We start from the raw sequence: 12877 nt of genomic DNA on the forward strand, positions 1-12877 counted from the left end.
CGTCAGCTGACGGAGTTCATCATCTGTCATCTGAACTCCGTCATCTGTCACCGACCGCCCGCCGGCGCCAACCGCCCGGTACTCGCAAGGAAGGCCACGAACCCGCCGAGGACGATCCAGCCGGGCCAGCCCGCCAACGACATGGTGAGCGGGTCCAGCTCGGCGTCGGGGTCCGCGAACTCCCGGACCATCGACACGCTCATGCTGCTCGCGAAGGCGTGCGCCACCACCGCCGGGACGACCGACCCCGAGCGCAGCCTCAGCCAGGTGAAGACCGGCACGACGAGCACACAGCTCACCGTCAGCGCGGGCACCGCCAGGTACCAGGGCCTTCCCGGGTACTGGCCACCCATCAGCAGCGTCGGCAGGTGCCAGAGCGCGAAGGCCGTCCCGGTGAGCAGGTACGCCCGCACCAGCACCCCTGCACCGCCGCCTCCGCCACCACTACCGTCACCGCGTCGCAGCAGCCGGGGGAAGAGGAAGCCCTGCCAGCCGATCTCCTCACCGAAGAACAGCGGCAGCGACAGCACCAATCCGATCAACCCCCGGGCCGCCCACGCAACGACCCGCCCCGGATCCAGCGAGCCGAAGCCGGCGAAGGGGTAGCTGCCCGCCAGGGCGCCGAGCACCAGCGCCGCGGCCGTCAGCCCGCCGAGCACCCCGAGCGGCAGCAGGCAGGCCCGGACCGCGCGCCACCGCGGCCGGGGCAGGCGCAGCGCGAGCGCCTCCCGCACTCCGCCGCCGCGTTCGACGAAGCGGACCACGAGCAGCGCCGCCAGCGCCGGGGCCAGCATGGCGGCCCCGATGCAGAGTTGCTCCAGGGCACCGGTCTCTTCCCGGGCGTCGGCCCGCCGGTACCCGTCGGCGAGCAGCGGTGCCATCGCCGCCCACATCCCGGCGTAGGCGAGCACCAGGTAGACCAGCAGGCCGCGCCGCCGGACGGCGCTCGTCGGGGTTCGCGTCAGTAGCGTCATGTCGGGGACGTTACGGACCTCGGGCCCGTTCCCGGAACCAAGTGCACTGCCACCCGCGGTAGTTGTCCACTACCACCGCGATGGTCGAGTTTTCTGGGTGTACGGGAGTCCGGCAGAGGTGCTACGTCACGCCCCGCGCTCCGCCGCCCGCCACCCGTCATGCCGCGAGTCACCACGAAAGCTGCACGAGAAGAAAAATTGACGTATCGTCAGGCGTCACACAGCGGGGGCGACGGTGGTCCGCTCACCGTCGCCCCCGCCGTACTCCCCCGCCGGCCGGCACCCACGGCCCGGCGGGGCCTCGACACTGTCCCGGGCCGGGCCCGATCGGTTCAGGCCCGGACCTTGACCTCGGTCCGGATCAGTTGACGTTGACCGCCGTCCACGTGGCGGCGACCGCGTTGTACTCCGCACTGCCCGAGCCGTACAGGTCGGCCGCCGCGCTGAGGGTGCCCGCACGGGCGCCCGCGTAGTCGGTGGTGGAGGTGAAGTACGTGGTCAGCGCGCGGTACCAGATCTGCGCGGCCTTGTCGCGGCCGATGCCCGCGAGCGTGGAGTTGTCGTACGTCGGGCTGTTGTAGCTGAACCCGTTGATCGTCTTCGCGCCGCTGCCCTCGGACAGCAGGTAGAAGAAGTGGTTCGCCACCCCGGACGAGTAGTGCACGTCCAGGTTGCCGACATTCGCGTCCCAGTAGTCCGCCGAGCCGCCGTCCTTTGTCGGCTGGTCCATGTAGCGCAGCGGGCTGCCGTCGCCGCGCAGGTTGATCAGCTCGCCGATCCAGTAGTTCGGCGGGTTGGAGGGCAGGTTGGCGTACCACTCGACCATCGTGCCCATGATGTCCGAGGTGGCCTCGTTGAGGCCGCCGGACTCGCCCGCGTAGTTGAGGTTGGCGGTCGCCGCGGTGACGCCGTGGCTCATCTCGTGGCCGGCCACGTCGATCTCGGTGAGCGGTGCGGTGTCGTTGCTGCCATCGCCGTACGACATGCAGAAGCAGCTGTCGTCCCAGAAGGCGTTGACGTAGTTGGAGCCGTAGTGCACCCGGCTCAGGGCGCCGACGCCGTCGTTGCGGATGCCGCTGCGGCCGAAGGTGCTCTTGTAGAAGTCCCAGGTGGTGGCGGCCCCGAACTGGGCGTCCACGGCGGCGGATTCGCGGTTGTTGACGGTTCCGTCGCCGAAGCTGTTGCTGGTGTTGGCGAACAGCGAGCCGGTTCCGTCGGTGCCGTTCTTGAGGTCGCTGGTGGACTGGCCGCCACGGCTGTCGTCCTTCAGCTGGTACTCCGAGCCGCTCTGGGCGGTGGTCAGCGGGACCTGGCCGACGAAGACGCCGTTGCCGGTGCCGGCCGCGGTCTGGACGGTCTCGTGGCCGGCGAGGGTGCGGCCGTCGGTGGCATCGGTGACCAGGATCTGACGGCTCGGGGTGCCGTCGGCGCGCAGGCCCTCGACGGTGGTGCGGTACGCCAGGCGGGGGTTGCCGTCGGTGGCCCAGACCACCAGCTCGGCCCGGCCGGCCTGGTGGACCTCGGTGAGCGGCGACTCGTCGGCGTCGGTGGTCACCCCGACGGTGGCCCTGACCGCCGCGGTGACCTGCGTGACGGCCTGGTCGGCGGAGAGCTTCGGGGTCAGGTTCGGCAGCGCGATCCGTGCCGCGACCGCCTTGTCGACCGACTTCACCGAGCCGTCGGCCTTCTGGTGCACGACGAGGTCGCCGCCGATCACCGGCAGGCCGGCGTAGGTGCGCTCGAAGCGCAGGTGGCGGGTGCCGTTCTTGTCCAGCACGGCGTCCCTGGCGACCAGTTGCTCCTTGTCGCCGAGCTTGAGCGCCTTGGCCAGCGGGCCGGCCTGACCGGCCGCCAGCTTGAGCACGGTCGCGTGCTGCTGGGCGGCCTGGGCCTGCAGCGAGGGGGTGGGAGCGGCCTGGGCGGCGGTGCTCACCTGGATCACACCGGTCAACAGGGCCGTGGCCGAGAGTACGGCGACGGCCGCGAGCTTACGCTTCACGTACGAGTCCTTCCGGGAAACCGCGTCTGGGCGCGGTCGCACCGCGTCCCGGGGGGCCGGGTCGGCACCTGTGGGGCGGGACGGGCACTGACGTGCGGGAACCCCGTGCAGTCGAGCGGCTCGCCACCGAGGGGTGGGGGTGGGGCTACCGCCGGGGGATGACCAGAAGCATGACAATCCAGCAGATGAATTGACAGGTCTGGTTCAGCGATTGGCCAGGTCCCGCCATTGGGTAAAGGGCGTCCAATCGACGGGCATACCAGGGCGATTCACCACATCCCACCGCGGGTCTCGACCCGTGCGACGGCCGACCGCCTGCACCTACGGGCACTCACCCGCCGAACGCCGGGGTGACTCGTGCGCCCGGCCGACCGTCGATCGACTTTTACATGTGTGTAGAAGATTCCATACGGTCCCTTGACACCCTGGTGGCGAGGTCCCGCCACCCGAACCCCCTTGCCTACCTGGTGAGTTCCTGCTATCGGCGCGCATCGGCCCGTACCTGCGCCCGGGCCTGTGGCCGGGCCTGAACCCGGGTCCGCGCGGCCTGGGCCGTCACTGGAGCCGCCACTCCTGGGCGGTGTTTCCAGGGGTGCAGGCGACCATGGTGACCGCGCTGCCGGGGCCGTTGTTGGTCATACAGCTCTGGTTCTGGTAGTCGCCGAGCGTGTACGAGCCAGCCGAACTCCCGGTGCGAACCGTCCAGTTGGTGAGGAAGCTGAATCCGCTGTTCAGGACGACCTTCCCGTCCATCGTCTGGACCATCAGCGGGCCTCCGTTGTTGCAGGCGTTGAAGAGGATCCACGAGCCGGGGTTGGTCGAACGCACCCAGCCGTACTGCGCGTGACCTCCGACCACGATCGGGTTGTCGCCGTTCAGGTTGTCGTCGCGCATGCCGATCGCACGGCCGTCCTTCACGCTGACGATGGTGCCCCAGCTGTTTCCGCCACAGGAGGCGGGCCGGCTCGGGCTCTGCGGGGCGCCGGTGGCGCCGCCACCGTTGGTCTGGGCCGGGGGCTGCGGGTTCTGGTTGGCGGGCGGGTTGGCCGGGTTGCCACCGGCGGGCTGGTTCGCCTGACCCGCCGACGCCCCGCCCGCGGCCGTTCCCGTACCGCCGGCCCGGTTGCCGCCGGAGCCACCCGGGCCGCCGCTGCCGCCCTGACCGGCGGCCGGGACCTGGGCGGCCGGGAGCTGCGGCTGGCCCTGGGCGGCGCCGGGCACCGGCTGGTCGGACCCCGGGGTGGCCGCCGGGGTGTCGGTCGGTGCCGGGGCGGCGGGCGCGGTCGTGGTCGCGGGCGCGGTCGCCGGCGTGGCGCCGCCCGGGTTCGCGGGGGCGGTGACCACCACGGTCGGCTGCGCGCCTGGCGGCAGGGCTGCATCGGAGCCGCCGGCACCGCGGTCGATCAGCAGGACGGTCGCCGTGCCCATCGAGATGACGACGGGGATGACGACGGGCACCAGAAGGGTGCGCCGCGGGCGCCGTCGGCCGGGTTCGGTGGGCGCCTGCGGCCCCACCTTCGCGACCTCGTCCGGCGCCGGGGTGCCGCCCTTCGCCAGGTCCACCGCGGCATCGCCCCCGGCCGGCTCCGCTGCCCGGTCCTCGGGTCGATCCGCCGTGACCCGCTCGGCCGGGTCCGCGGCACGGGCACCGCCCGCAGCCCCTTCGCCGGCACCGGGCCGCAGCGGGATGGTCCCGCTGTCGGCCGCGCCGGCCTTCCCGGGCACCCGCGCGCCTGCGGCGCCACCCTCCCCCGCGAGCGCCGCACGGGCCGCACGGGCCGCCGACGCCATCGCGGCGGCATCCGCGTACCGCTCCTCGGGCTTCTTGGCGAGCGCCCTGGCGACCAGTGCCCGCACCGACACCGGGAAGGTGTCCGGCAGTTTCGGCACCGGCTGGTTGACGTGCTTCAGCGCGATCTGGAGCGGCCCGTCACCGGAGTACGGCGGCCGGCCGACCAGCAGTTCGTAGCAGACGACACCGATCGAGTAGAGGTCGGTGGCCGGCCCGAGGTCCGCGCCCTCGGCCTGCTCCGGGGACATGTAGAGCGCGGTGCCGATGATCGCGAACGGGGCGGTGAGCTTGGTACTGGCGAGCGCCCGGGCGATGCCGAAGTCGGTGATGGCCACCCGTCCGTCGGCGCGCACCATCAGGTTGGACGGCTTGATGTCCCGGTGCACGATCTCCCGCCGGTGCGCGGCGTGCAGCGCGTCCAGCGCGCCGGCCACCAGGTCGAGGACGCGCTCGACGCCCATCGGGCCGGTGTCCTTGAGCACCCGGTCCAGCGGACGGCCGTCGATCAGCTCCATGACGATGTAGGCGCAGCGCTCCTCGCCGTCCCCGCCGCTCTCGCCGTAGTCGTGGACGCCCACCACGCCGGGGTGGTCGACCGCGGCAACGAGCTGGGCCTCGCGGCGGAAGCGCTGGGCCGAGGTCTCGTCCTCCAGCAGTTCCGAGCGCAGGATCTTGACCGCGACCCGCCGCGCCAGCACGGTGTCCTCGGCCTCCCAGACCGATCCCATCGCACCGCCGCCGATCTTCTCGACCAGCTCGTACCGCCCACCGAGCACGGTGCCCGCGCCGCTCATACCCCTGCTCCCCCGTGTCATGACCCCGCCCCCGCGGGTCGTCGGCACACAGTGTGCCAGAGGATGTCGAGGACTCAGTCGCGCAGTCCTGAAGAGGAATTGAGCATCGCTTGTCAGTCGGCGAGGAAGTACCGAGCACAGTCCGCGACCTTCCGACCGGCCGCGGCGACGGCCCGCGGCCGGTCGGACTGGATGGCGTGACCGGCGCCGTGAACGGTGCCGTGCGTTTCCCCGGACGGCGCTGCTGGCCATGTGCCGACGGGTCGGCCGGATCGGCCGGGTCGGCCGGGTCGAAATCGGGCCTCAGGCCGGCAGGACCCGCTTCAGCAGGCCGAGCAGCGCATCCCAGTGCCGTTCGGCGGCCACCGCGTCGTAGCGGGTGGTGTCGGCCTGGGTGTAGCCGTGCGGGGCGCCTGCGTAGACCTCGGCCTTGTACCGGACGCCGGCGGCGGTGAGGGCCTCGGCGAGCCGGTCGATCTGCTCGGGCGGCAGCGCGGGGTCGTCGTCCGCGTGGCCGAAGTACAGTTCTGCGGTGATCCGATCGGCACCCAGGTGCGGGCTGTCCGGGAGGTCGGTGGCGAGGCTGCCGCCGTGGAACCCGGCCGCGACGGCGATCCGGTCCGGGTGGCTGGCGGCCGTGCGCAGCGCCAGCAGGGCGCCGCGGCAGTAGCCGGTCAGGCCGACCGGGCCGTCCTGGACCAGCGGGGACTCGGCGAGCCAGCGCAGGTACGCGTCCGCGTCGCGGGCGGTCGCCTCCGGGGTGAGCGTGTCGAGCAACGGGACGAGCCGGCCGAAGAGTTCGTCGGCCTGGTCCAGGTCTATGAGTTCCGGCAGTTCGACGACCGGCGAGCGGCCGTTGCGGTAGTAGGCGTTGGGGACGAGCACGGTGTACCCGGCGTCGGCCAGCCGGTCGGCCATGGCCTCCAGGTGCGGCCGGAGCCCGAAGGCGTCCATGTAGAGGATGACGCCGGGGTGGGCCCGACCGTCGTCGGGGTGGGTGAGGTAGGCGTCGGCGGTGCCGTCCGCCGTCGGGATGTCCACGAGGGTTCCGCGCACGGGCATGGTGAGGGGCGCTCCTTCCGGTTCGTCCGGCAGCGTATCCGGTGGGTCCGCGGCCCGCCCGTGCGCTTTTCGCCACAGCGCGGCCTCGCCCTCACAGCGCGGTCTCGCCCTCCCGGCGCGGCCCCCACACGCGGCGTGGCTTCGCACCCCGGCGCAACCACGATGCACGGCCAGGACGTGCCCGGGGAACGCCGGGGCCCCGCGGGGGCGTTGTGCGGGCATGGGGTGGATCGTGGGTGTGACGGCGGTGGTCGCGGCGGTGCTGGGGCTGGTCCTGCTGGCGGCGTGGCAGGTCCAGGACGAGGCCTCGTCACGGCCGCGTCAGCGCGGGCCGGGGACGGGGCTGGGTGTCGGCGGGCTGGAGGAGCTGCACGCGCTGTTCAGCCCGGGCAAGCAGGTGCAGATCGAGCAGAAGCACGAGCGGCTCGTGCTGCGGGACGACGCGCAGGCCGGAGCGCCGCCGCACTTCGGCGTGGACCTGGACCGGGGCGTGGCGGTGCTGCCCGACGGCGCCGGCGGGCGGACGCCCGGGGAGAAGGGGGCTCAGGACTCCCAGGTGCGGGAGCAGAGCACCAACCGGTAGCCGTCCGGGTCGGCCATCGTCACGCCGTACTCCTCCCAGTACGGGTTGTGGGACTCGACCCGGGTGCCACCGGCCTCCTCCAGCCTGGCGACCAGGGCCTCGTCCACCGGGGCGCCGAGGTAGACGACGAACAGGTCCTCCACCGTCGGAGTGGGCTCCAGCGGCCGTTCCGGGTCGTGGGTCAGCTCGAAGTGCCAGCTGCCGCCGGACGGACCAACCATCAGCAGGTCGTGCTTGCCGGGCACCCGCTCGGTGCTGCGCCACTGCACGTCGAGGCCGAGGCCGCCGACGTAGAAGCGCTCGGCCGCCGCGAGGTCGCGCGAGGGGCGGGCGATCCGTACCCGCGTCGTGGAATCGATCATGCGAGTGACCATAGCCGATGCCACTGACAGCGAACGGGCCCGTCCGGCAGTGCTGTGGACGGCCCGTCAGAGGCGGCCCAGCCGTTCCTCGTCGGAGGTCCGCGGGCAGGTCAGGCAGGCGGCCGCGGCGGGACCGACGGCGTAGTAGAGGCAGCAGCCGAGCCGGGTTCGGGTGTGGTGGGCGCGCCCGTCGGGGGTGTGCAGGCGGCGGAAGTCGGCGCCACCGGGGAGCGGCAGGGTGCCGCCGGGCAGGACGGCCTCGGCGGCGGCGACGGAGGCGTCCTCCTCGCCGAGCATCCGGCCGAGGTACCAGAGGGCGGAGGCCAGGTCGTCCGTCACCATGCCCCAGAGCGCGCGGTCGCGGCGCCGGGTGGGCCCGGCGAACGCGGCGAGCACCGGTTCGAGGTGCGCGACCACGGCGGCCCGCAGTTCGGCGCGCAGTTCGTCGTCGCCGGGGAGGGTGACGTGCCCGCGCGGGCGCAGGGCGAGCGCACCGGTGGGGGCGTGCAGCCAGAGGTCGGCGGCCTCGACGACGGGGACCCGGCGGGCGAGGTGCCAGGGCCCGGCGATCAGCAGGCAGACCGACCAGGCGTAGTGGTGGAGCAGCCGGGAGGCGGTGACGTGCGGTCGCGGGGCGCGGCCGTGCTCGTCGGCGATGCGGGCCTCAGTGCCGGCCAGGACGGCGGCCAACGCCGGTTCGTCGGTGATGAGTTCGGCTCCGGAGTACCAGCCGTCGGCGGCGCGCGGGTCAGGCTCTGCGGCGTCGAGCAGGCGCAGTTCGAGCACCGGGCAGAGCTCCAGCAGCCGCCGGTAGTCGGCGACGAGCGCCGAGGACGCGGCGGGCACCGAGGACGCAGCGGGCACCGAGGATGCGACGGACGCCGCGGACGCGACGGACGCAACGGGCGCGACGGGCATGGGTGTTCCGGGAACCATTGACACTCCCGTGATCGATTCTGCATGATCGATTAAGGTGAGGCTCACCTTACAACGCTTCACGGTCGAGCCAACCGAAGCTTGACGAATTTAGGTAAAGCTAACCTAAGATATTGCTTCGTGCTGAGAACCGACCCGCCGGCCTCCACAGCCCCGGCGACGCCTCGTTCTCCGGCGATCCGGCAGCCCCTGCTGCTGCTCGCCGGCGTGTGCGCGCTCGTGCTGTGTGCCGCCCTGAGCCTCGCTCTGGGCTCCCGCTCCATTCCGCTCTCCACCGTGGTCGACGCCCTCACCGGTGCCGCCCACGGCGGTGACGCCGATGTGGTGACGGGCCTTCGGGTCCCGCGCACCCTCGTCGGGCTGGCGGTCGGGGCTGCGCTCGGCGTCGCCGGGGCGGTCGCCCAGGGCGTCACCCGCAACCCGCTGGCCTCCCCGGTCACCCTCGGCATCAACGCCGGCGCGAGCCTCTTCGTGGTCGCCGCGATCTACGCGCTGGACCTCGCCCGCCCGGTCGAGTACGTCTGGTTCGCCTTCGCCGGTGCCGCCGTCGCCGCCGTCGGCGCGTACGCGATGTCCCGGCGCGGCGGGGACCTGGACCCGGTCCGGTTGGCGCTCGGCGGCACCGTGCTCACCGTGGTGCTCACCTCCTGGACCTCCGCGCTGATGCTGGCCAGTCACCGCACCCTGGACGAGGCCCGGTTCTGGTTGGCCGGCTCGATCGCCGGCCGGCACCTTGACACCCTCGCCCCCGTCCTGCCCTTCCTCGCGCTCGGTCTGGTCGGCGCCCTCGCCATCGCTCCCGCGCTCAACGCGCTGGCGCTCGGCGACGAGACGGCGCAGGCCCTGGGCGTGCCGGTGGCCCGGATCCGGCTGGCCGGCGGGCTGGCCGTGGTCCTGCTCGCGGGCAGCGCCGTCGCCGTGGCCGGACCGGTCGCGTTCATCGGGCTGGCCGCACCGCACCTGGTCCGTCCGCTGCTCGGCAACGACCACCGCTGGCTGCTGCCCGGCTGTCTGATCACCGGTCCGCTGCTGCTGCTCGGCGCCGACGTGCTCGGCCGGCTGGTGGTACGACCGTCCGAGATCGAGGTCGGCATCGTGACCGCCTTCCTCGGCGCGCCGCTGCTCGCGGTGCTGGCCCGGAAGGTGGCCAAGTGAGCGCGATCGCGCTGCCCGTCCGGGGCCTCGCCCGCCGCCGCGCCCGTACCGCCGCCTGGTCGCTGGTGGCCGCCGCCCTGCTGGTGCTGCTGACCGGGATCGCGCTCGGCACCGGCCAGGTCGGCATCCCCGCCTGGGACGCGCTGCGCGCGCTGGTCGGGCAGGGCGAGCCCGGGAACGTCCTGGTGGTGCAGCAGTTCCGCGCGCCCCGGGTGGTCTCGGCACTGATCGCGGGCGCCGGGCTGGCGGTGGCCGGCTCGATGCTCCAGCGGCTGTTCCGCAACCCGCTCGCCGCGCCCGACACCATCGGCATCACCGGCGGCGCGTCCTTCGGCGCCGTGCTGATGCTCGCCACCGGCGCCTCCCAGCAGCTGATCCCGCTGGCCGCGGTCGGCGGCGGTCTGCTCGCGGCGCTGTTGCTCGGCGGCTTCGCCTGGCGCTCCAAGATGGCCGTCACCCGGCTGGTGCTGGTCGGCCTGGCGGTCCAGCAGGGCCTGGCGGCCGCCGTGAACCTGATGATCGTACGGTTCCCGGCCGAGCTGGCCTCCTCCGCTCTCCAGTGGACCACCGGCTCGCTCTACGGCCGCAACTGGGCCGAGGTGTGGATCGGCGGCACCGCGATCGCGCTGACCACCCTCGCCCTGCTGCTCTGCCAGCGGCGGGTCGCGGTGCTCGACCTCGGCGACGACTCGGCCGGCGGCCTCGGCCTCAATCCGGCCCGGGACCGGCTCTGGCTGCTGCTGCTCACCATCACCCTGGCCTCACTGGCCGCCGCGCTCACCGGGCCGGTCGCCTTCGTCGCGCTCGCCGTCCCGCACCTGGTCCGGCTGCTCGCCGGGCCGCCCACCCTCGGCACGCTCGGCCTCACCGCGCTCACCGGCGCCGTGCTGCTGCTCTCCGCCGACCTCCTCGTGCTGCACGTGATCCCCGTCCACGGCCTGCCGGTGGGTGCCGTCACCGCCACCCTCGGCGCGCCCTGGCTCCTGGTGCTGATGATCCGCCAGGGCCGGCTTCCCCAGAGGAGCAGCTGATGACCTCCGTCGAGACGACTGCCGGGACGGGCCAGGCCGCACGTGCGGCTACCGGTAAGGCCGTCGGTGCCGGTGCTGCCGCCGGTGCCGCCGCCGGTGCCTGTGCCGCCGCCGGTGATGCCCCCGGTGCCGCCGCGAACCGGCTCGCCACCCGGAGCCTCGGCCTGCGCTACGGCGACCGGACCATCGTGGACGGGCTCGACCTCGAACTGCCCGGCAACGCCGTCACCGCGATCGTCGGGCCGAACGCCTGCGGCAAGTCGACGCTGCTGCGCGGGCTGGTCCGGCTGCTCGACCCGGCCGCCGGGACGGTCACCCTGGACGGCGCCGACATTCACCGGATGCCCGCCCGGGCGCTCGCCAAGCGGATGGGCCTGCTGCCACAGCAGCCCGTCACCCCGGAGGCCGTCACCGTCGAGGCGCTGGTGCGGCTCGGGCGCTACCCGCACCAGCGGATGCTCAGCCCGTGGTCCAAGGCGGACCAGGCGGCGGTCGAGGAGGCGCTGGAGCGCACCGGCACCGCCGAGCTGCGCGACCGTCAGGTGGACCGGCTCTCCGGCGGGCAGCGCCAGCGGGTCTGGATCGCGCTGGCGCTCGCCCAGGAGACCGACCTGCTGCTACTGGACGAGCCGACCACCTTCCTGGACCTGCGTCACCAGCTGGACGTCCTCGACCTGGTCGCCGACCTGCACGCCCAGGCCGGGCGCACCGTCGTGATGGTGCTGCACGACCTCGGGCAGGCCGCCCGGTACGCCGACCACCTGGTGGTGCTCAAGGACGGGCGGCTCGCCGCCGCCGGTCCGCCGTCGGAGGTGCTGACGGCGGAACTGGTGGAAGCCGTCTTCCAGGTGCCGTGCCGGGTCGTGCCCGACCCGGAGACCGGGACTCCGCTGGTCGTGCCGCGGGCGCGCGGACGCGGCGGCGCCACCGCGTCCGCCTCCTGAACCCGGGCTCCTGAGCTCCGCCTCGTGACCTGCGGCCGATGACCTCCGCCCTGCCGAACTCCCCCTTCCCATCCCCCCTCCCCGTCCCCCTGTTCGGGCCGACCGCCCGAACCGATCCAAGGAACCCCGATGAACCGCCGACTCCCCGTCGCCGTCCTCGCCGTCGCCCTCTCGACCACCCTGCTCGCCGCCTGCGGCAGCAACGGGGACGGCACCAAGTCGGGCGGCGACTCCGCGTCGTCCGCGTCCTCCGCCTCGGCCGCGACCGCCGCCGGGTTCCCGCGCAGCGTCAAGCACGCCGCCGGAACCGCCCAGATCAAGAGCCAGCCCAAGCGCGTCGTGGTGCTGGACAGCGGCGAGCTGGACGACGTCACGCTGCTCGGCATCACGCCGGTCGGCGCGGTGTCCCCGCACATGAAGACCGAGGGCGGGTTCCCGAACTACCTCAAGGACAAGATCAAGGACACCAAGGACGTCGGCCCGATGAACGAGCCGAACCTGGAGCTGATCGCCTCCCTCAAGCCCGACCTGATCCTCTCCTCGAAGGTCCGCCACGCCAAGGTGTACGACCAGCTGAACGCGATCGCCCCGACCGTGCTGGCCGAGACCACGGGCTTGCCGTGGAAGGAGAACCTCGCGCTGTACGCCCAGGCGCTCGGCCGGGAGGACGACGCGAAGAAGGCGCTGGCCGACTACGAGGCGCGGGCGAAGAAGCTCGGCGAGGAGATCAAGGCGAAGAACAACGGGACGATGCCGACGGCTTCGGTGGTCCGCTTCGTGGCCGGCCCGACCCGCCTGTACGCCAAGGCCTCCTACAGCGGCGTGGTGCTCAAGGACGTCGGCCTGGCCCGTCCGGCCTCGCAGGACGTGGAGCAGAACATCGTCGAGGTCAGCGCCGAGCAGATCAGCCAGGCCGACGCCGACCTGGTGTTCGTCACCACCGCCGACGACCCGAGCAAGACCAAGGAGAGCGAGGTCCAGCAGACCCCGGTCTGGCAGGGCCTGAACGCTGTCAAGAACAACAAGGTGTTCAACGTCCCGGACGAGACCTGGATGTCCGGCATCGGCGTCCAGGCCGCCGACGCGATGCTCGTCGACATCGCCAACGCCGCGGGCGTGGACGCGCCGAAGTAACCGTCGACAGCCCGGGCGAACAGATGACAACCGTCGGACGAGCGATGACAGACGACAGATTTCAGATGACGGGTTTCAGATAACAGATTTCGAAAGTTGTCAGCTGTCATC

Annotated in this window: 11 protein-coding genes; 5 read left to right on the plus strand and 6 right to left on the minus strand. The window is 72.9% G+C overall.

Features of this window, described 5'->3' with window-relative positions; all coding sequences use genetic code 11:
• Nucleotides 1-47 precede the first annotated feature (47 nt).
• The 4 genes from ACWDBE_RS14845 to ACWDBE_RS14860 all read right to left on the minus strand — a co-directional run bounded on the left by ACWDBE_RS14845 (nt 48) and on the right by ACWDBE_RS14860 (nt 6621).
• On the minus strand, nt 48-974 hold the full coding sequence (locus tag ACWDBE_RS14845; RefSeq protein ID WP_449791610.1) for a CPBP family intramembrane glutamic endopeptidase: 927 nt from the start codon (nt 972-974) through the stop codon (nt 48-50).
• A 361-nt stretch (nt 975-1335) separates the two neighbouring features.
• Nucleotides 1336-2973 (minus strand): M4 family metallopeptidase, encoded by a 1638-nt coding sequence (locus ACWDBE_RS14850; protein ID WP_449808191.1) that lies wholly within the window; start codon nt 2971-2973, stop codon nt 1336-1338.
• Between the two features lie 555 nt (nt 2974-3528).
• The gene (locus tag ACWDBE_RS14855) at nt 3529-5559 is read right to left on the minus strand and encodes a serine/threonine-protein kinase (protein ID WP_449791612.1); all 2031 of its coding nucleotides are present in this window, start codon (nt 5557-5559) and stop codon (nt 3529-3531) included.
• A 303-nt stretch (nt 5560-5862) separates the two neighbouring features.
• A complete protein-coding gene (locus ACWDBE_RS14860) occupies nt 5863-6621 on the minus strand; it encodes a dienelactone hydrolase family protein (RefSeq protein ID WP_449791613.1) in 759 nt (252 codons plus the stop codon).
• A gap of 220 nt (nt 6622-6841) precedes the next feature.
• Here ACWDBE_RS14860 and ACWDBE_RS14865 point away from each other — a divergent pair, with 220 nt between their 5' ends.
• Complete coding sequence (locus ACWDBE_RS14865) at nt 6842-7204, plus strand: DUF6191 domain-containing protein (protein WP_392871854.1); 363 nt, start codon at nt 6842-6844, stop codon at nt 7202-7204.
• On the opposite strand, the gene ACWDBE_RS14870 is transcribed toward ACWDBE_RS14865, so the two are convergent.
• Nucleotides 7165-7566 carry a VOC family protein gene (locus tag ACWDBE_RS14870; protein WP_392871857.1) on the minus strand — a complete coding sequence of 134 codons (402 nt, stop codon included), beginning with the start codon at nt 7564-7566 and terminating at the stop codon, nt 7165-7167. The two genes, ACWDBE_RS14865 and ACWDBE_RS14870, sit on opposite strands and share 40 nt — an antisense overlap.
• 66 nt (nt 7567-7632) lie before the next feature.
• Complete coding sequence (locus ACWDBE_RS14875) at nt 7633-8484, minus strand: (2Fe-2S)-binding protein (protein WP_449808192.1); 852 nt, start codon at nt 8482-8484, stop codon at nt 7633-7635.
• Nucleotides 8485-8679: 195 nt separating this feature from the next.
• Between ACWDBE_RS14875 and ACWDBE_RS14880 the strand changes: the two genes are divergently transcribed.
• The 4 genes from ACWDBE_RS14880 (at nt 8680) to ACWDBE_RS14895 (ending at nt 12766) form a co-directional block, all read left to right on the plus strand.
• Nucleotides 8680-9657: a FecCD family ABC transporter permease gene (locus ACWDBE_RS14880; protein ID WP_449808298.1), complete on the plus strand. Its 978-nt coding sequence runs from the start codon at nt 8680-8682 to the stop codon at nt 9655-9657.
• The gene (locus ACWDBE_RS14885) at nt 9654-10688 is read left to right on the plus strand and encodes a FecCD family ABC transporter permease (protein WP_449791615.1); all 1035 of its coding nucleotides are present in this window, start codon (nt 9654-9656) and stop codon (nt 10686-10688) included. The genes ACWDBE_RS14880 and ACWDBE_RS14885 overlap by 4 nt, the downstream gene beginning before the upstream one ends.
• A complete protein-coding gene (locus ACWDBE_RS14890; protein ID WP_449808193.1) occupies nt 10688-11632 on the plus strand; it encodes an ABC transporter ATP-binding protein in 945 nt (314 codons plus the stop codon). Before ACWDBE_RS14885 ends, ACWDBE_RS14890 begins: the two co-directional genes overlap by 1 nt.
• Before the next feature lie 129 nt (nt 11633-11761).
• Complete coding sequence (locus tag ACWDBE_RS14895; RefSeq protein WP_449808194.1) at nt 11762-12766, plus strand: ABC transporter substrate-binding protein; 1005 nt, start codon at nt 11762-11764, stop codon at nt 12764-12766.
• Nucleotides 12767-12877 lie beyond the last annotated feature (111 nt).

The organism is Kitasatospora sp. NPDC001132 (genome assembly GCF_053598415.1).